The organism is Corynebacterium sp. c25Ua_89, assembly GCF_047459735.1.
Classification (GTDB): Bacteria; Actinomycetota; Actinomycetes; order Mycobacteriales; family Mycobacteriaceae; genus Corynebacterium; species Corynebacterium simulans.
In genome coordinates, this window is record NZ_JASBOD010000002.1 from 306,729 (window position 1) to 324,838 (window position 18,110).

Here is an 18,110-nt window from a genome sequence, read left to right on the forward strand (position 1 = left end):
ACCCTACCCAAACGAAAAGAAAATTAGCTATGGCAGATTCCACCAAAATCGCAAACCTCTTGAAAGACTCCCACGGAGACCTTAGCTGGCAGCGCGAATTCTACGAGGACCTTCACGCTCACCCTGAGCTCTCCCACGAAGAAGAGCGCACCGCCGGTCGAATCCTCGAGCGCCTGCGCACTTTCGACTGCGAGATTGTCCAGCCTATCGGCGGTTTCGGGGCCGTGGCCATCTTCCGCAACGGCCCCGGCCCCACCGCTCTTTTCCGCGCTGACTTCGACGGGCTGCCCGTGCAAGAGGAAACAGCAGTTGCATACGCCTCCCGCAACGGCAACATGCATGCTTGCGGCCACGACATGCACACTACAGCGCTGCTCGGAGCCTGCGCGCTTCTCGACGCCCACCGCGACGGCTGGTCCGGCACCTTCCTCGCTCTTTTCCAGCCAGCAGAAGAATCTTCCATGGGAGCAAAATATATGCTGGCCGATTCCCTTACTACCCGCGTCCCGAAACCCGACATCTGCCTCGGCCAACACGTTATGCCCGGCAAAGCAGGCGATGTTCTGTCCCGCTCCGGAGCAATCATGGCCGGTTGCGACTCCCTGCGCATCACCATTCACGGACGCTCGGCACATGCCTCGATGCCGCACGCAGCCGTTGACCCGACCTATATCGCCGCCATGGTCATCACGCGTTTGCAAGCCATCGTTGGACGCGAGGTGGCACCACATGACTTCTTTGTCATTTCTGTAGGGGAGCTGCATTCAGGCGATAAAAACAACATCATTCCTGAGACCGCCGAGCTGGTGTTGAATACCCGTTATTACAAACCGGACGTCGCCAAGCGTGTGTATGCCTCCCTCGAGCGAATGGTGCGCGCGGAATGCGAAGCCTCCGACGCCCCCAAGCCGCCGGAATTCGAGTACTTTGCCCACGGCGAAGTCACCGACAACGATCCTGCCGCCCACGAAACCGTGCGCGCAGTCTTCGACGCCGTCTTCGGCGCGGCCTCGGGTACAGCCGAACCTTCGACGGCCTCCGAGGACTTTTGTTACCTCCCCCAAGCTTGGGGTGTGCCGTATTATTTCTGGTTTATTGGCTCGACACCCGCGGAACTGGCAGATAACCCACCCGTCAACCACCAAGCGATATTCCTGCCCGATTATGAACCCACCGTGGCATCGAGTACCCAAGCCGCCGCAGCAGCGGTGCTGGCCTACCTCGCAAATTAAGCAAGCGCTTGCGCTCAAGGCCGGATAAGCTGGCACACGGTATTTTCCATTCTCTTAAAGAACCAGATAGGTAATAAATGAGCCAGCCCAAGCACTCTGCTTTTCAGTCCACTGTCCCCGCACACGTGCGCTCCGCTGCCGGGGTTAGCCCTTCTGCTGCCAGCCAGCGCAAATTCTGGTCCGGCTTATCTTCTGCTGTCGTAGCCGAAATCGCTGACAATTGGGAAGCTACCCGCGCTGCCTACTCTGCGACCCGCCAGCAGCACTACTTTTCCGCCGAGTTCCTGCAAGGCCGCGCGCTGCTTAATAACCTCACCAACCTGGACTTGGTCGACGAAGCCAAGGCCGCAGCGAAGGCAGCCGGCCGCGAGCTTTCCGACGTCCTCGAGGCCGAGCACGACGCCGCCCTCGGCAATGGTGGCCTAGGCCGACTCGCTGCTTGCTTCCTCGATTCGGCGGTCACGCAGGACTACCCAGTCACCGGCTACGGCCTGCTCTACCGCTACGGCTTGTTCCGCCAGTCCTTTGACAATGGGCACCAAAAGGAGCAGCCCGACGCATGGATGGAAAACGGTTACGAGTTTGTCATTCGCCGTGCTTCCGATCAGCGTCGTGTGCACTTCGATGACATGGACGTCCGTGCGATTCCCTATGACATGCCGATCACCGGCTACGGCACCGACAACGTCGGCACCCTGCGCCTGTGGAAGTCCGAACCCATCGACGAATTCGACTACGATGCGTTCAACTCACAGCGGTTTACCGACGCCATCGTCGAGCGCGAGCGCGTCATGGACATCTGCCGAGTGCTCTACCCCAACGACACGACCTACGAGGGCAAGGTGCTGCGCGTGCGCCAGCAGTACTTCTTCGTTTCTGCTTCGCTGCAGCAGATGATCGATAACTACATCGCCCACCACGGCGACGACCTGCGCGGATTCGCGAAGTACAACTGCATCCAGCTCAACGACACACACCCGGTGCTGGCGATTCCAGAGCTTTTGCGCCTGCTTCTCGACGACCACGGCTTGTCCTGGGACGATGCCTGGCAGGTTGTCACAGAGACTTTTGCTTATACCAACCACACCGTTCTCGCCGAGGCGCTGGAGAGCTGGGAAGTGTCTATTTTCCAGAAGCTGTTTTGGCGCATCTGGCAGTTGGTGGAAGAAATCGATCGTCGTTTCCGGCTGGATATGGAAGCTCGGGGCGTCGATTCCCAGCGCATCGAATACATGGCGCCGGTGTCCAACGGGCAGGTGCACATGGCGTGGATTGCCTGCTACGCAGCGTTTTCTATCAACGGCGTCGCCGCCCTGCATACGGAAATCATCAAGGCCGACACGCTCTGCGAGTGGCATGAATTGTGGCCGGAGAAATTCAACAACAAGACCAACGGTGTCACGCCTCGCCGGTGGCTGAAGATGTGTAACCCGCGCCTGGCGAAGCTTCTAACCAAGCAGTCCGGTTCTGATGAGTGGGTCACCGACCTTAACTCACTTGCCTCGCTTACCCAGCTTTCTGAGAACAAGAAGGTTCTGCGCAAGCTCATGGAGGTAAAGCACAAAAACAAAGTCGACTTCGCAGAGTGGATCATGCAGCATCAGGGCGCGGAAGTCGACCCGGATTCTATCTTCGACGTGCAGATCAAGCGCCTGCACGAGTACAAGCGTCAGCTGTTGAATGCGCTTTATATCCTGGACTTGTATTTCCGTATCAAGGAAGACGGCGAGTCCGTGCCGAAGCGTACCTTCATCTTTGGTGCGAAGGCCGCCCCGGGCTATGTCCGCGCTAAGGAGATCATCAAGCTCATCAACTCCATCGCTGAGCTGGTCAACAACGACGAAGACACCCGCGATGTCATTCGCGTTGTGTTCGTGGAAAATTACAACGTCTCCCCTGCCGAGCACATCATCCCGGCCGCCGACATCTCGGAGCAGATTTCGGTGGCGGGTAAGGAAGCATCCGGCACCTCGAACATGAAGTTCATGATGAATGGCGCGCTCACCTTGGGAACGATGGACGGGGCAAACGTTGAAATCGTGGAGGCAGTCGGCGAGGACAACGCGTATATCTTCGGCGCTTCCAACGAGGAGCTGCCAGCGCTACGAGAGTCTTATAACCCTGGCGAGCTCTACGAATCCGTCTCGGGTTTGAAGCGCGTTCTGGACGCCCTCAACAATGGCACTTTAGGCCACGAGAATTCCGGCATGTTCGGCGACTTGCGCTCCTCGCTTCTCGACGGCCAGGGCATCCACGCCCAAGACACCTACTACGTTCTCGGTGACTTCGACTCTTACCGGAAGACCCGCGACCGCATGGCACAAGACTACGTCGACGCCCCACTCGACTGGGCCAAGAAGGCATGGCTGAATATCTGCCTTTCCGGCCGCTTCTCCTCTGATCGCACGATTGCCGATTACGCCGCCGAAGTCTGGAAGCTCAACCCCACCCCAATTAATAAGTAACCACGACCAGTAGGCGCTAGGCATTTCACCTAGCGCCTTTTTGGCTTTCCCCGCCCTACGCGGCCCCGCCACTCAACCGCTGCCACTCAACCGCCGCCACTCAACCGCCGCCACTTGCACCCACGCCGTGCAACCCGTGGCTCCGTTTGCACGAGCGACCGGCAGGGGCAGCCCGGCGCAAATCTAGGGTGGCGGGCGGAGGTTGTGTTTTAGAAACATCGGCCTGCCTGTTTTTGGTGAAAGCCAGGCAAGATGGCCGTCGATAAGCGTCATACGTCCGCGATGCGCGGGCCCTAGCGGGTCATCCTGGTTGAGCCCGTTGTGATAGGCGCAAAGTGGCACCAAATTTTGGAGGTTGGTGTACCCGCCGTGGTTCCAGGCTTCGATGTGGTGGATTTGGCAGTCATCGAAAGGCACGGAACATCCCGGCCATACACACTCGCGGAACTTCGCTTTGAGTATGGCACGCTGTTTATCGTTTGCGATGCGCTGGGTTCGGAAGGCATCGACCGGCCCAGCCAGCGGATGCACGAGGACGGCCTCCCCATGCTGGGCCAGCGCGCGCTGAATATACTGCGCGCCAGAGACCACCGCGCCGTTACTCAGCTCAATGGTGACCTCCTCACCCTCACCATTTACGATGCGGTCGAGTTGGTCAAGATAAACAATCGCCGAGGTCGATACTTTAACGGCCCCGCCGCTCGCGTTTCCGGCCACCAACGCGCGGAAGCCCGCAAGGGCGCCGTCCGCATGCGAAATGATGGCGCGGAAGTCCTCGATGGTCATCGCCTTATCGGTGATACGGATTGCGCCCAGGCCGTTGGAGTACCGGGTATGCGATACCTGCGGCTGGGGCTGCGGCGGAGTGAGGATCTCGCGTAGCCGAGCGCGCGCGAGCCCGTCCACGTTATTGGCTGGCGCGTGGCACAACTCGACTCTTAGGTCCCACGCATGATGGCGGTTGCGCACCCGCGCGACGTATTTCTCGATCCGGGCCAGCACGCTCAATCCATGGCCACGGCGCCGCGCGCCGGCGAGCGCACGAGCCTGCTTGCGGGTATACGGCGTCTTGCCAAAATAAGGCTCGGCGAGGCGGATGAGATGGTCGGCGTCATCGGGGCTTGCGCCTAATGCCATGATTTCAGACTTGCTTAGCGCGGCCGCCTCGGCGAGAAGATCCACGCCGCGCGCCCGTGCTTGCAAATACGTCTGAAGGTTCATACCTTTCACGCTAAAAGCACCCACGAACCGCCACAAGCATCAGTTTTTGGTCTGTGGATAACTTCGCCTAAAAGAGGCTAAAACGCGCTTTCCGATGACGCGGCCACAAAGCTATCCACAAAAAGAGGCCTCCCTGCGCAAAAGCAGGAAGGCCACAGGGCTGACGGGCCAGCGATTACCGAGCGCCGGCGAAGCGCGCTCAAGGAGCTCGGTTAGCGGCTTTCACCCAACATGTGGCACTGAATCATGTTGGTGTTGCCCGCAATTCCCGGCGGGGTGCCAGCGATGACGACGATGAGGTCGCCTTCCTTGTAACTATCCATGGCCAGCAGCGAGCGATCGATGGTAGCCATCATGTCGTCGGTGGAGTCCACGGCATCGCTCAGGAAAGTCTGCGCGCCCCAGGTCAGGGCCAGCTGCGAGCGCACCTCCGGGAACGGGGTAAACGCAAGCAGCGGCAGCTTGGAGTGCAAACGCGCCACGCGCTTTGCGGTATCGCCGGAGGTGGTGAAGGCAACGATTGCCTTCGCATTCAGGCGCTCCGCGATGTCGCGCGCCGAGTAGGACACCACGCCGCGCTTGGTGCGCGGAACGTGCGAAAGCGGCGGCACCTGGCCATCGGACTCAGCGTTCTGCACGATACGAGACATGGTGCGCACGACGTTCTGCGGGTCGATGCCCACGGAGGTCTCGCCGGAGAGCATGACGGCGTCGGCGCCATCGAGCACGGCATTGGCCACATCTGATGCTTCCGCGCGGGTCGGGCGCAGGTTGCTGATCATGGAATCCAGCATCTGGGTTGCCACGATGACCGGCTTAGCGTTTTCACGCGCGATTTGGATGGCGCGCTTCTGGAACAGCGGCACCTGCTCGAGCGGCACCTCGACGCCCAGGTCACCACGGGCAATCATGATAGCGTCGAAAGCAAGGACGATGGACTCCAGAGCATCGACCGCCTCCGGCTTCTCCAGCTTCGCGATGACCGGCACGCGACGGCCCTCTTCGTCCATGATGGCGTGGACTAGGTCGACGTCGGCTGGCGAGCGCACGAAGGACAGCGCGATCATGTCGACGCCGAGCTGCAGAGCGAAGCGCAGGTCGGTGATGTCCTTTTCGGATAGAGCCGGCACGGAGATATCCATGCCGGGCAGGGAAACACCCTTGTTGTTGGATACGGGGCCACCTTCAGTGACCTCACAGACGACGTCGTTGCCATCTACTTCTTTACAGACCACGGCGACCTTGCCGTCGTCGATAAGCAGTCGGTCGCCGGCCTTCGCATCCTTCGCGAGGTTCTTGTAGGTGGTGGAAACGCGGTCGTGGGTGCCTTCAACGTCGTCGACGGTGATGCGAACGATTTCACCTTCTGCCCACATCTCCTCGCCGTTGATGAAGCGACCCAAGCGGATTTTCGGGCCCTGCAGGTCGGCTAGGATGCCGACGGCGCGGCCAGTTTCATCGGTGGCCTCACGTACCCAGCGATAATTGGCTTCGTGGTCGGTGTGCTCGCCGTGGGACATGTTAAGGCGAGCGACGTCCATGCCCTCTTGCACGAGGCGCAGGATTCCGTCCTTGCTTGCCACAGCGGGACCTAAGGTACAAACGATTTTGGTTCTTCTATCCAACATTAAAAGCCCTCTTCACATCGGGAATGCTAACGTCACCCAACCTACCCGCGTTCGCTGGCAACGGCCACTGCCAAACCCAACATGAACCCGCAAATCCACAGAAAATCTCACCAAAACCAGAAATACCCGCATAAAAGCGGGCATGAATGGGCAACGTACGCTACTTAGTGTGATTCCTGCGACTCATCGAGCGCTTTCGGCCCGTTACGCGCAGGATCTACCTCAGCGGGAGTCTCCTGCCCGCGCGGAAGCTTGAAAAATACCACCAGCGCCACGATGAAAAGCACTACTGAAACAATGACGTTGATACGTAGGCCGAAGACCATCGTGGCCTCATCCGAGCGCATATTCTCAACGAAGAAACGGCCCAGCGTATACCCCGCCACATAGAGCGCAAACACGCGGCCGTGCCCCAGCTTCCACGCCTTTTGCGCCCACAGCAGGAACAAACACACGGCAACATTCCAGACCAGCTCGTAGAGGAAGGTCGGGTGCACGGACGTTATTACTTCCCCAGTTGAGCGGCCCGATACCGGCGCATACTCCCCTGCCTCGTTGATGCGGTAGTAAATATCCAGCGCCCACGGGACGTCGGTGGGCCGGCCGTAGAGCTCCTGGTTAAACCAGTTGCCGAGCCGCCCGATGGCTTGGGCAAGAATGAGACCGGGAGCGACGGCGTCGGCAAACGGCGCCATGGGCACCTTTTTAATCTTGAACATCACCCAAATCGCGAACACACCGAGCGCCACCGCGCCCCAAATACCGAGGCCGCCGTTGGTGATTTTCAAGGCATCGGCCGGGTTACAGTCGGCACAGAAATACTTCTGGTGATCCGTAATCACGTGATACAAGCGCCCGCCGACGATGCCCGCCGGGATGATAACGATGGCCGCATCCCACACGACATCGGAATTGCCGCCACGCGCAACGTAGCGGCGCTGCGTCATCCACATCGCCACCAGAATGCCGACAATGATACAAAGTGCGTAAGCACGCAGCGGAAACGGACCTAAATGCCACACGCCCTGCGGCGGGGACGGGATGTTTGCCAGAATTTGCACGCTAGACAGTTTGCCTTATCCGGCTGGACAAAGCCACTAAAGAGACTTCCGCGAAGGGCACGCCGGGTGCTGGCCAGCAGCGACCAAGGAACGCGCCGCGGCGGCGGGGTCTTGGGCCGCCATGATGGCCTCTCCTACCAGCACCGCATCGGCGCCCTGGGAGGCATATCTCAACACGTTACGTGGCGAATTCACACCGCCGATTGCGATGCGCACGATGGATTCCGGCAGCCCCGGCACAATCTCGGAGAAGGCCTCGCGGTTGATGGCATCCGAGGCCACCGACCATGCGTTAATGGCCACCACGCTGCCACCGGCCTTGATGGCGCGGTCGACTTCATCACAGGTGCGCACCTCTAAAATTGCGGTCATTCCCAGCGATTCAATGCGATCGAGCAGCGCCTCCAACCGCGCTTGCTCCAAGATCTCCACCTGCAGCGGCACCGCATCCGCGCCATAGCAGCGCGCCTCGTGGATCTGGTACGGGTCCACGATGATGTCGCGGCAAATCATCGGGATATCGATCGCCGCGCGGGCCTGACGCATATCCTCCAAAGAACCGTGGAAGCGCCGCCTGTCGGTCTGGCAGGCCATCAGGTGGACCCCCGTGGCAGCTAGCTGCGCGGCCATCTGCGCCACCGACTCCGGTGAGGCCAGGTGTGCGATTTCGCCGGCATAAGGCACGGCGCGTTTGATTTCGGTAATCACGGAGCAGCCCTGGCGCAACAGCGCAGCACGGACGTCGCGTGGCTCGCTCATGGAACGCGAGCGCGCTTTGATGTCTTGGAAGGAGACGCGGGCTTCGCGCACGGCGACGTCGTCAAGCACACCTGCTATCAGGTGGTCTACGGCGATCGGAGTGGACATCAGCACCTCCCTCCACAGGGGCGTTTGAGATCACACTTAGGCTATCGCGATGGCCCGCGAAATAGAAATTCAGGGGCGTTTTACGTCCGTGGGGTCAATGTCGGCGTCGAGCGCATCCCACATCACGCGACCGGAATCGGTGGTGGTCTCCAGTTCCTCGGCGATGCGCTCCTGGCGGGCGGCCGGGCTTTCGTACTTGGTCGAGCGGGGCTTGTCGACGCCCGGTTTGCGCACCAGCAGCATCGCCCCAAACAGCGCGCACGCTGCGCCGAAGATGGCAAGAATGGGGCCAGCCTTTGCGGTCTCGGTGCTAATAACGGTGGCCCACTCCGAGATATGCGCACCGTTGACGGCATTCTCGTCGGAGGAGCCGGCGCGCAGGAGTTCTTGGGCGCGAGCGGCGTCGGCGCCGTAGGTCAGCAGGGAGACTGGACTCCACGCCACGGCGGCTGCGGCCAGCGCGCAAATGACGGCCACGATGCGGCGGGAGGTGCGACGCAGGGCCGCCACGGCGACGGAACCGGCCAAAAGCACAAGGGTCAGCGCGATTAGTTCGAGGGACCAGAAGGAACCCACCATGTCGACGGTGCTGGAGCCGGACTTATCGTCTTCTACGGCAGCGGTAGCCCACGTCATGCGGGATGAAAGCCACAGCAGGATTGCGCCTGCAGCAATTAAAAGTGGGCCAAGACGGCGTGCCATCTAAAATGCGCCTCCCAAAAGGTCACGAGAATCGAAACAAGTGCGGTCTCCGGTATGGCAGGCCGCGCCTTCTTGGCGAACTGTAACCAGGATGGTGTCGCCATCGCAATCCAGCCGCACCCCCAGTACTTCTTGGATATGCCCCGAGGTCTGGCCTTTTATCCAATAGTCTTGCCGGGAACGCGAATAATAGGTGCCCTTGCGCGTGGCCAAGGTGTGCGCGAGTGCGTGGTCATCCATCCATGCCAACATCAACACCTCGCCTTGTTCGGACTGGGCGATGGCGGGAACCAGGCCGTCGGCGTTGCGCTTGAGCAGCTTAGCGACGCCCGGGTCTAGCTCGAAGTCTGCTGGGCTACTCACTTGCGTACCTCGTAGGAGGCCGCCGCGAGGGCATCCTTCACCTCGGCGATTTCCACCTCGCCGAAGTGGAAGATGGAGGCCGCGAGGACGGCGTCGGCGCCAGCCGCAATAGCCGGTGGGAAGTCGGCTGCCTTGCCCGCTCCACCGGAGGCGATGACGGGGATAGACACCGCAGCACGCACCTTCTCGATGAGCTCGACGTCGAAACCTGCCTTCGTGCCGTCGCCGTCCATGGAGTTCAGCAGAATCTCGCCGACGCCCAGCTCCGCGCCGCGGGCCGCCCATTCGATGGCGTCGAGTCCAGCGGAGCGCGTGCCGCCGTGGGTGGTGACCTCGAAGCCGGAAGGCATGTGTGGGGCTCTGCGGGCGTCGACGGATAAGACGATGCATTGGGAGCCGAAGACCCGAGCAAGCTCGCGCAGCAGCTCTGGGCGGGAAATCGCCGCGGAGTTGACGGCTACTTTATCGGCGCCGGCGCGCAGCAGCTTACGGGCGTCGTCGATGCAACGCACGCCGCCGCCCACGGTCAGTGGGATAAAGACCTGGTCTGCGGTACGTTGCACGACTTCGAGCATGGTGCCCCGGCCTTCTTTCGAGGCGCTGACGTCGAGGAAGGTCAGTTCATCGGCACCGAGTTGGTCGTAGCGGGCGGCCAACTCTACTGGGTCGCCGGCATCGCGCAGGTTTTCAAAGTTTATGCCCTTGACCACGCGGCCGTTGTCCACATCGAGGCAAGGGATAACACGCACGGCCAAGGCCATGGCATCCTCCTTTTTAAGACTTTTGGCTGTGGCGGGCCACGATGTCGAGAATCGTGGCGTGCACTTGAGGGGTGCCGGCGACCAGACCGCGGGCGCCCGGAGCCCAGTCGTTGCCTTCGGGGTCGGTCGCGATGCCGCCAGCGGCCTTGATGAGCAGAGCGCCCGCAGCGTTGTCCCACGGATGCGGCGAGAAGTTCACCACGCCGTCGAAGACGCCCTGCGCCACGAAAGCCGAATCAACCCCCACGGAGCCGGTCATGCGTGGGCGCAGCCCGGTCTCGCGCAGCTCGTGGAAGATATCCGTGGGCAGGTGCGAAGAGCAGCCGACGTGCCCGCGGCCTTCGTCAAAACCGAGAGAATCCGCACCGCCGCCAAAGCCGGTGGCAGGTCCGCCAACCGAGCGCAGGCCCATGCCCTCGGCAGCCACCACGCGGCGCACGAGCAGCGGGAAGTCCGCCACCGCAACTACGGGGCGCGAGTCATGGATGAGGCTGACCAGAACGCCACACAGCGGGTTGCCCGCGGAATAGTTCGCGGTGCCGTCGATGGGATCGACCACCCACATGGTCTCCTCGGACGCAAACACGCCGGAGGGCGAGGCAGACTCCTCGCCATAAACCGGAATGCCGGTGAGCTGGGTGAGCTGCTGGCGCAGCTGCGCCTCGATCTGCAGGTCCACTTCCGTGGCAAAATCGCCCTCGCCCTTGAAATGGGCAGGCGGCGCGCCGAGGCCGGCGCGGAATAGTTCGCTTACTTGGTCAACGGCCGCCTCGGCAAAAGCCACGAGCTCACGCGGTTGAGTCATGAATTGGCGCTCCTCGCTTTAATAAGTGTCAATGGGGTCGATGTAATCTTCTTCCGGCAGCGGCTCTACCTCCGCCACCGCCGCGATTGCTTCTTCGAGGCTAAAACGCTGCTCATAGAGCGCTTTCCCGACAATCGCGGAATCGATGCCCTCGTTTTCATACAGCGCCAGCTCGCGAAGATCGTCCAGGCTAGAGATGCCGCCCGAGGCCGTAATCTTAGCCTCAGTAGCCGCAGCAACCTCACGCAACAGCTCCACGTTGGGCCCTTCGAGGGTGCCGTCTTTGGTGACGTCGGTGACCACGAAGCGCTGGCAGCCTGCCGCATCGAGACGCTCGAGTACCTCCCAGAGGCCTCCGCCATCCGATACCCAGCCGTTGCCGCGGCAGCGCCACTCGCCTTCTTCTAGCTGCACCGCCAAGTCCACGGCAATTTTGTCGCCGTGCTTTTCCAGCATTTCTTCAACCCACTCCGGATTCTCCAGCGCCGCGGTGCCGATGTTGACCCGCCGCGCGCCGGTGGCAAGCGCACGCTCCAAAGACTCATCGTCGCGAATTCCGCCGCTCAGTTCCACCTGCATCAAAAGCTCCGCGGTGATCTCCGCCATCAGCGCGTGATTGGAACCGCGGCCAAAAGCCGCATCGAGGTCGACAAAGTGCAGCCATAAAGCCCCCTGCTCCTGCCACTTGAGCGCAGCCTCGCGCGGGGTGCCATAGTTCTTTTCGGTTCCGGCCGCGCCTTGGTCGAGTCGCACAGCCTGGCCGTCAACGACGTCGACGGCCGGCAACAAAGTAAAGGTCATGGTTTCAAATCCTACTTAAAGCGTATTAATCCAGTTGCGCAACAACTGCGTCCCTACCTCGCCGGACTTCTCCGGGTGGAACTGGGTGGCCCACAGCGCGCCATTTTCCACGGCCGCCACGAAACGGTCCCCGCCGTGCTCAGCCCAGGCCACCCGCGGCGGCTCGGTGATTTCGGTTTCCAGCTCCCAGCGGCGGGCCGCATAGGAGTGCACGAAATAGAAGCGCTCTTCCGGGGAAATCCCCGCGAACATCGCCGAGTCTGCAGCAAATTCCACGGTATTCCAGCCCATATGCGGAAGCACGTCAGCCTGCAGCTTTTCCACCCGGCCAGGCCACTCCCCGCAACCATCGGTGGCAATGCCGTGCTCGAAGCCGGCGTCGAAAAGCACTTGCATACCCACGCAGATCCCCAACACCGGCCTGCCACCGGCCAAACGCTGGCCGATGATCCGCGGGCCCTGGGCCTTTTTCAGCCCCTCCATGCACGCGGCGAAGGCGCCGACTCCGGGGACCACGAGGCCGTCGGCAGCTACGGCCACCTGGGGATCCGCAGTGACGGTGACCTGCGCGCCTGCGTGTTCAAGCGCGCGCTGCGCCGAACGCAGATTGCCGGCACCATAGTCCAGCACAACAACATTCTTGCCTGTCATGGGCTATACCTTACGCAACCTTCGCAAACGGGTCTTAATATCGTGTGTCTCGCTAACGCGGGTACGTCCCAGCAGCGTATCGCTGACGGTCAGCAACAGCCCGCCCGCGATAATCGCAGCGCCCGCACCAAACGCGCCGCTATAGCCGGTGCTGGCGACCAACGCGCCCAGCACCGTGGAGCCCAAGCCGGTGCCTGCGTCGTAGAAAATATTCCACACCGCAGAGGCCTCGGAAATCTTTTCGCGAGGCGCGCGGTCGAACATCGCCAGCAGTGCCTCGTTCTGCGCGATGCCAAAGGCACCGCCGAAAATTACGGCGCCACAAACCAGCAGCCACAGCGACCACCCTTGCGCGAGCGTGAAGGCAATCAACGCCACGCCACCGGCGGCCGCGAGCTGGGCCGGGATATACAAAGTGCCGGGTTTGCCAAGGCGGTCTGCCACCGCGCCTGCGAAGTAACGCATCACCATCGTCGCAGCACCCACTAAGGAAAGCAGCAGGCCGCCGACGGCTGCGCCGGTGACTGGGTCCAGTTCTCGCGCCGCGGGGGCGATGAACGTGGAGACCACGCCGTAGCTCATTGAGAAGGTGGTAAGAGCTAGGGCCGGCACAGCGAAGAGTTTCCACATCGGCGCGACGGCTCCGGTCTCACGATTCGCCACGCTTGACGACGCCGCCTTCAGCGATGGCACACGCAAACACATCACGAAGCCAATGATGCCGATGATGCCAGCGGTGATGTACGCGGTTTCAAAGCCCCAAGCCTGCCCCATCGCAATGCCGGCCGGCAAGAAGACCATCTGGGCGAATCCGACAAAGACGCCGATCATGCCGGTGGCCTTGCCCAGCAGCCGCGAGGGGGCGATTTCTGCGATCAGCGCGCTTTCCGAAACTGTCAACGCGCCGAAGCCAATCCCGCGCAGGGCGGAAAAGGCAAGCACGACAACGGCGGCGTTACCAAGCAAGTGGCCGAAGGCCGGAACGCCGAGCAGCAGCGCGGCCGCCGCCATGACGGGACGGTAGCCAAAGGTGCGCAGCATGCGCGGGGTCAAAGTCTGGGTGATAACCGTGGCGGCCATGAAAGCGCCGGTCGAGGCGCCCGCCAGGGTTGCCGAGCCGCCCGAGTCAAGCACCGCCAGCGGGACCACCGGCAGCAGAATGGACCACGCACCAAAGGCCGCCGCAACGGCAATCATCGTGGCGGTATAGCCCGGGACCTTCCAGATGGACTGCTTCGCGTTGCTCACTGGCCCATCACACCAAACATCCACGCCAGCGCTGCTGCGATGGATACCGCGCCGAGCACAGCAGCCACGATGGTAAAGAACTTAGAGCCTTGCTGATAAGCAGACCAGGCACCACCAAAAAGAAGTCCTGCCACCAAGAACAGGACCAAAATCAAAAAGTTTCCAGAAATTATAAAGCTCCCTTCGTGGAAGGAATCCCCTTTACTCGGGGATCCGGTTCGACGGCCTGTCGCAGCGCACGGGCTACCGCCTTGAATTCTGCCTCGGTGATGTGGTGCGGGTCGCGCCCGTAGCGCACGTTGAGGTGCAAGGTCATTGCCGCGTGTGTGGCCAATGTTTCGAAGAAGTGGCGGTTGATGACTGTGGCATAGTGACCGCCAATAATCTGCCATTGTAGATGCTCCGGCTCGCCGTTCATCACGAAGTAGGCGCGGCCGGAAAGATCCACCACTGCTTCTACCAATGTCTCATCCATGGGCAAAAGCTGCGAGCCGAAGCGGCGGATGCCAGCTTTGTTGCCGGCGGCGTCGGCAAGCGCGCGACCCAACACAATCGCGGTGTCTTCCACCGTGTGGTGGGCATCGATGTGGGTATCGCCTTGGGCGTGGACCATGAGGTCAAAGCTGCCGTGGGTGCACATCGCGCCCAGCATGTGGTCGAAGAATGGCAGGCCGCTGCTAATGTCTGCGTCCCCGCTGCCGTCGAGGTTTATTTCGACGCGGATTTGGGACTCGTTAGTCACCCTTTCCGCTTTGCCGATGCGGTTTGCCATTAGTTTTCTCCTTCCGCAGTTACTGTACCGCTAAGGTTCGCTGCCACCGCAAGGAAGGCATCGTTTTCTGCCGGCAGCCCGATGGTGGCGCGCAGAAATCCGCGCTGGCCGACGTCGCGAATCAGCACCTCGCTACTCAAAACCTGCTCCCAGACCGCGTGCTGATCTGCAAAGCGGCCAAAGAACACGAAGTTGGCCTCGCTTTCTACCACAAAATATCCCAGTTCCTGCAGCTTTGCGACGACGCGTTCGCGCTCCGCGGCCAGCTTGTGCACCGTTTCCAGTGTCTCGGCGCTATGCCGCAGCGCGACGATGGCCGCGGCCTGGGAAAGCGTAGAAAGGTGAAAAGGAAGGCGCACGAGCATTACGGCCTCGATGAAGGCTGGGTCGGCCACGAAGTATCCCAGGCGCCCGCCGGCGAAGTCAAAGGCCTTGGACATGGTGCGCGAGACCACCACCTTGGTGGGATATTTCGCAACCAAGTGGGCAGCCGAGGGCGAGGAAGAAAACTCCATGTAAGCCTCGTCCACGATGATGATTCCCGGCGCGGCCTGGACCAGTTTTTCGATGTCTGCAAGGCGCGTGACATCGCCGGTCGGATTATTCGGCGTGGTGATAAACACGATGTCGGGGCGGTGCTGCGCTATAGCTTCCAGCGCTCGAGGCACGTCGATGCGGAAATCCACACCGCGTGGGCAATCGATGAACTCGGTGTGGGTGCCCGCGCACAAGATGGGGTGCATGGAGTAGCTAGGGCTAAAGCCCAGGGCTTTACGCCCTGGGCCGCCGAAGGCCTGCAGGAGTTGCTGCAGAACCTCGTTGGAGCCATTTGCCGCCCAGAGGTTTTCCGCTTTCAGGTTGGTGCCGGTTTGGGCGCTTAAGTACTCGGCCAACGCGCGGCGTAGCTCGGTGGCGTCGCGATCCGGATAGCGATTGAGCGTGCTTGCCTGCTCCTCGATGCTGCGCACGAGATCCGCTACGAGGGCGGCAGAAGGCGAATAAGGGTTTTCGTTGGTGTTGAGCTGGTTGGCCACGCGCAGCTGCGGCGCACCGTAGGCAGACTTGCCGAGCAGCTCTTTACGCAGGGGCAGATCAGAAAGTTGGGTCATGGCTATATTCCTTGAAAACGGGCGGCGATGGATTCGCCATGGGCTGGCAACTGTTCGGCGGCGGCGAAGGCGATGACGTTGTCAGAGATCTCTGCCAGCGCCGCTCGGTCGTACTCGATGAGGTTTACTGGGCGCAGGAAAGTATGGGTGGATAACCCGGCGCTAAAGCGGGCGGTTCCAGAAGTTGGCAGCACGTGGTTGGAGCCTGCGGAATAATCCCCCAGCGGCACCGGTGCATACTCCCCGACGAAAATCGCTCCAGCATGCTTAATGCGTTCGGCTACAGCGCGGGCATCATTGGTGTGGATTTCCAGGTGCTCGGCGGCATAGGCGTTGGCAACCGCGATTCCGGCCTCTAGGTCATCGACCAGAATGATTCCCGATTGTTGGCCTTCCAGCGCCTCGCGCACCCGCTCGGCGTTGCGGGTGACAAGGTAGCGCGCGGAAACCTCGGCGTCGACAAGCGCAGCAAGCTCCGGCGAGTCAGTGATGAGCACGCTCGCCGCCAGCGGATCGTGTTCTGCCTGAGAGATTAGATCGTAGGCAATATAAACCGGGTTCGCCGTGGAATCCGCGAGGATGGCAATCTCTGTGGGCCCTGCCTCCGCATCGGTGCCCACCACGCCGCGTACCAGGCGCTTGGCTGCGGTGACGAAGATATTGCCAGGGCCAGTAATAATATCCACCGGCTCGAGGGAGGCCTCCCCCGTCACCGGTTCCTCGTCGCCGTAGGCCAGCAAGGCTACGGCCTGTCCCCCGCCGACGGCCCAAACCTCGTCGACGCCCAGCATGTGGCAGGTCGCCAGCACTGTCGGATGCGGCATGCCAGCGAACTGCTCCTGCGGCGGCGAGGCCACCACCAGGCTGGAAGCGCCCGCCTCCTGCGCGGGAACGGCATTCATGATGACCGAGGAAGGATAGACCGCCTTGCCACCTGGAACATAAAGGCCCACGCGCTCTATCGGCTGGAAGACCTCCGTCACCGTGGCTCCCGGGCCAAGCGTCGTGGTGTGCGCTGCCGGCTTCTGCTCCGCGTGTACCTTGCGCACGCGCTTGATGGATTCCTCGATAGCGGCACGGACTCGAGGCTCCAGCCCGGCGGCGGCTGCGGCGAGCGCGGCTTGGGAAACGCGCACGGCGGCCGGGCGCACGCGATCGAATTGCTCGCCATAGTCCAATGCCGCAGCCGCGCCCTTTTCCCGCACCGCATGCACCATCGGTGCTACCTTGTCCAGATAAGCCGCAACGTCAGCGCCGCCGCGTGGCATGACTCGGCGCAGGCGGGCGGGGCTTAAAGTCTTTCCGCGCAGATCGATGGTGTGCAACATAATCCGAGACCTTTCTATAGCTAGACCAATATACTAACGCCGATTCCCCAGCGGTAGGGCGAGTTTTGGTAATAGAATTGGGCCACAGCTTCTCTCCCCTTATTGCACTATCGCTTAAGCAAATTATGGAAGGCAGGGCCCAGCGCATGGATGAATTCGATTCAGATGCCAGCTGCGAGTCCGCCACGAGCGCGAAGCTCCTGGATCGCATGTGCGAGATCGCTTCCCGCTTGGGCATTCATTCCATTAAAGCCACTGATGAGCTAGTGATTTTTCCACATTCCACGGCGGGTGAAACCCGCGTGAGCCTCGACGCTGCGGGCGAGCCGGTGTTGCGTTTTTATACCACCCACCAAGGCCACTTGGGCTTCGCGGATATAGCAGCGCTGGGCGAATTCGCCAACGACTGGAACCACGACTGCATCTCGCCGCGCGTGGTGGTGAATTATGCCGATCCCACTGCGGTCACGCTGTGGGGGCATACCTTCCTGGTGGTTCAGGACGAGCCGCAGGATTCCCAGTTAGAGGCCGCGCTGGTGCCGGCTTTGCGCAATGCGGGGTTGTTTTTGAACGCGCTTGCCAACGCCTTCCCTACCCTCCGCAGCCAGCCATCCCCAGCGGAGGATTCACCGGCGTCGGAAGACTCAACAGCGGAGGTGCTGCCCGTGGACATCGCACGGGTGGAGGATATCCTGCGCAGGCTAGGCATCAATCGCTTCCAGACGGACGCCGAGCAATCCGTTTATGCCTGGATAAACGATGTTTTATTTGCATTCGTGCTCGATGTGGGCCCGAGCCTAATCATCAAGGGCCACTGGGACCCAAACTTAAAGGGCGAGGATTTCACCCGCATATTTTTAACGTGCAACGACTGGAACCGCACGCATCATTCGGCGGCGGCGTTTTGTCACTCGAACGTCGACGGCCTGCAGGTGCGCTTGGATTACACAGTCATGACAGGCGGCGGGCTCACCGACGCCCAGCTATTGACCAGCCTGGGCCGCGGCATGAAACACATCCTGCACGGCATCGACGATATTGCCCGAGAGGCGGTTGGCGCCTCACCGGTGCAGTGGCCTTAACAGCCCTTAAAATG

The 18,110-nt window shown here is 61.3% G+C and carries 18 protein-coding genes; 3 read left to right on the forward strand and 15 right to left on the reverse strand.

Features of this window, described 5'->3' with window-relative positions:
• Window positions 1-29: 29 nt before the first annotated feature.
• Both QKB66_RS04265 and QKB66_RS04270 read left to right on the forward strand, forming a co-directional pair.
• Complete coding sequence (locus QKB66_RS04265; RefSeq protein ID WP_414252763.1) at window positions 30-1,232, forward strand: amidohydrolase; 1,203 nt, start codon at window positions 30-32, stop codon at window positions 1,230-1,232.
• Window positions 1,233-1,309: 77 nt separating this feature from the next.
• Complete coding sequence (locus tag QKB66_RS04270; RefSeq protein WP_248091530.1) at window positions 1,310-3,697, forward strand: glycogen/starch/alpha-glucan phosphorylase; 2,388 nt, start codon at window positions 1,310-1,312, stop codon at window positions 3,695-3,697.
• 183 nt (window positions 3,698-3,880) lie between these two features.
• Here QKB66_RS04270 and QKB66_RS04275 read toward each other — a convergent pair whose 3' ends face one another.
• The 15 genes from QKB66_RS04275 to hisD all read right to left on the reverse strand — a co-directional run bounded on the left by QKB66_RS04275 (window position 3,881) and on the right by hisD (window position 17,014).
• Window positions 3,881-4,918, reverse strand: coding sequence for an HNH endonuclease signature motif containing protein (locus tag QKB66_RS04275; protein WP_414252764.1), 1,038 nt, complete (start codon window positions 4,916-4,918; stop codon window positions 3,881-3,883).
• 212 nt (window positions 4,919-5,130) lie between these two features.
• Entirely contained in the window at window positions 5,131-6,543 is a 1,413-nt protein-coding gene (gene pyk / locus QKB66_RS04280; RefSeq protein WP_311517957.1) for a pyruvate kinase, read from the reverse strand.
• A 167-nt stretch (window positions 6,544-6,710) separates the two neighbouring features.
• Window positions 6,711-7,607, reverse strand: coding sequence for a prolipoprotein diacylglyceryl transferase (gene lgt, locus QKB66_RS04285; RefSeq protein WP_311517893.1), 897 nt, complete (start codon window positions 7,605-7,607; stop codon window positions 6,711-6,713).
• Window positions 7,608-7,643: 36 nt separating this feature from the next.
• A complete protein-coding gene (locus tag QKB66_RS04290; RefSeq protein ID WP_070497174.1) occupies window positions 7,644-8,474 on the reverse strand; it encodes an indole-3-glycerol phosphate synthase TrpC in 831 nt (276 codons plus the stop codon).
• Between the two features lie 69 nt (window positions 8,475-8,543).
• Window positions 8,544-9,176 carry a TIGR02234 family membrane protein gene (locus tag QKB66_RS04295; RefSeq protein WP_414252765.1) on the reverse strand — a complete coding sequence of 211 codons (633 nt, stop codon included), beginning with the start codon at window positions 9,174-9,176 and terminating at the stop codon, window positions 8,544-8,546.
• A complete protein-coding gene (gene hisI / locus QKB66_RS04300) occupies window positions 9,177-9,539 on the reverse strand; it encodes a phosphoribosyl-AMP cyclohydrolase (RefSeq protein WP_414252766.1) in 363 nt (120 codons plus the stop codon).
• Entirely contained in the window at window positions 9,536-10,300 is a 765-nt protein-coding gene (gene hisF / locus QKB66_RS04305) for an imidazole glycerol phosphate synthase subunit HisF (protein ID WP_414252767.1), read from the reverse strand. The genes hisI and hisF overlap by 4 nt, the downstream gene beginning before the upstream one ends.
• A 13-nt stretch (window positions 10,301-10,313) precedes the next feature.
• Window positions 10,314-11,105 (reverse strand): inositol monophosphatase family protein, encoded by a 792-nt coding sequence (locus tag QKB66_RS04310; protein ID WP_070497163.1) that lies wholly within the window; start codon window positions 11,103-11,105, stop codon window positions 10,314-10,316.
• Window positions 11,106-11,123: 18 nt separating this feature from the next.
• Entirely contained in the window at window positions 11,124-11,906 is a 783-nt protein-coding gene (gene priA, locus QKB66_RS04315; protein ID WP_414252768.1) for a bifunctional 1-(5-phosphoribosyl)-5-((5-phosphoribosylamino)methylideneamino)imidazole-4-carboxamide isomerase/phosphoribosylanthranilate isomerase PriA, read from the reverse strand.
• 15 nt (window positions 11,907-11,921) lie between these two features.
• Window positions 11,922-12,557 (reverse strand): imidazole glycerol phosphate synthase subunit HisH, encoded by a 636-nt coding sequence (gene hisH / locus QKB66_RS04320; RefSeq protein WP_070497159.1) that lies wholly within the window; start codon window positions 12,555-12,557, stop codon window positions 11,922-11,924.
• A 3-nt stretch (window positions 12,558-12,560) separates the two neighbouring features.
• On the reverse strand, window positions 12,561-13,805 hold the full coding sequence (locus QKB66_RS04325) for an MFS transporter (protein WP_414252769.1): 1,245 nt from the start codon (window positions 13,803-13,805) through the stop codon (window positions 12,561-12,563).
• Window positions 13,802-13,954: a hypothetical protein gene (locus QKB66_RS04330; RefSeq protein WP_168161740.1), complete on the reverse strand. Its 153-nt coding sequence runs from the start codon at window positions 13,952-13,954 to the stop codon at window positions 13,802-13,804. The genes QKB66_RS04325 and QKB66_RS04330 overlap by 4 nt, the downstream gene beginning before the upstream one ends.
• Before the next feature lie 20 nt (window positions 13,955-13,974).
• Window positions 13,975-14,577 carry an imidazoleglycerol-phosphate dehydratase HisB gene (gene hisB / locus QKB66_RS04335; RefSeq protein ID WP_070497155.1) on the reverse strand — a complete coding sequence of 201 codons (603 nt, stop codon included), beginning with the start codon at window positions 14,575-14,577 and terminating at the stop codon, window positions 13,975-13,977.
• Window positions 14,577-15,686, reverse strand: a complete 1,110-nt coding sequence (locus QKB66_RS04340) for a histidinol-phosphate transaminase (protein ID WP_414252770.1) — start codon at window positions 15,684-15,686, stop codon at window positions 14,577-14,579. The genes hisB and QKB66_RS04340 overlap by 1 nt, the downstream gene beginning before the upstream one ends.
• A 2-nt stretch (window positions 15,687-15,688) precedes the next feature.
• Window positions 15,689-17,014 (reverse strand): histidinol dehydrogenase, encoded by a 1,326-nt coding sequence (hisD, locus tag QKB66_RS04345; protein WP_248091476.1) that lies wholly within the window; start codon window positions 17,012-17,014, stop codon window positions 15,689-15,691.
• A 146-nt stretch (window positions 17,015-17,160) separates the two neighbouring features.
• Between hisD and QKB66_RS04350 the strand changes: the two genes are divergently transcribed.
• Window positions 17,161-18,096 (forward strand): YbjN domain-containing protein, encoded by a 936-nt coding sequence (locus QKB66_RS04350; RefSeq protein ID WP_414252771.1) that lies wholly within the window; start codon window positions 17,161-17,163, stop codon window positions 18,094-18,096.
• Window positions 18,097-18,110 lie beyond the last annotated feature (14 nt).

Bases quoted from the DNA above. Each gene is read 5' to 3' on its own strand.
- QKB66_RS04265 (WP_414252763.1), top strand. From the start codon at position 30: ATGGCAGATTCCACCAAAATCGCAAACCTCTTGAAAGACTCCCACGGA.
- QKB66_RS04270 (WP_248091530.1), top strand. From the start codon at position 1,310: ATGAGCCAGCCCAAGCACTCTGCTTTTCAGTCCACTGTCCCCGCACAC.
- QKB66_RS04275 (WP_414252764.1), bottom strand. From the start codon at position 4,918: ATGAACCTTCAGACGTATTTGCAAGCACGGGCGCGCGGCGTGGATCTT.
- QKB66_RS04290 (WP_070497174.1), bottom strand. From the start codon at position 8,474: ATGTCCACTCCGATCGCCGTAGACCACCTGATAGCAGGTGTGCTTGAC.
- QKB66_RS04295 (WP_414252765.1), bottom strand. From the start codon at position 9,176: ATGGCACGCCGTCTTGGCCCACTTTTAATTGCTGCAGGCGCAATCCTG.
- hisF (WP_414252767.1), bottom strand. From the start codon at position 10,300: ATGGCCTTGGCCGTGCGTGTTATCCCTTGCCTCGATGTGGACAACGGC.
- QKB66_RS04310 (WP_070497163.1), bottom strand. From the start codon at position 11,105: ATGACTCAACCGCGTGAGCTCGTGGCTTTTGCCGAGGCGGCCGTTGAC.
- priA (WP_414252768.1), bottom strand. From the start codon at position 11,906: ATGACCTTTACTTTGTTGCCGGCCGTCGACGTCGTTGACGGCCAGGCT.
- hisH (WP_070497159.1), bottom strand. From the start codon at position 12,557: ATGACAGGCAAGAATGTTGTTGTGCTGGACTATGGTGCCGGCAATCTG.
- hisB (WP_070497155.1), bottom strand. From the start codon at position 14,577: ATGGCAAACCGCATCGGCAAAGCGGAAAGGGTGACTAACGAGTCCCAA.
- QKB66_RS04340 (WP_414252770.1), bottom strand. From the start codon at position 15,686: ATGACCCAACTTTCTGATCTGCCCCTGCGTAAAGAGCTGCTCGGCAAG.
- hisD (WP_248091476.1), bottom strand. From the start codon at position 17,014: ATGTTGCACACCATCGATCTGCGCGGAAAGACTTTAAGCCCCGCCCGC.
- QKB66_RS04350 (WP_414252771.1), top strand. From the start codon at position 17,161: ATGGATGAATTCGATTCAGATGCCAGCTGCGAGTCCGCCACGAGCGCG.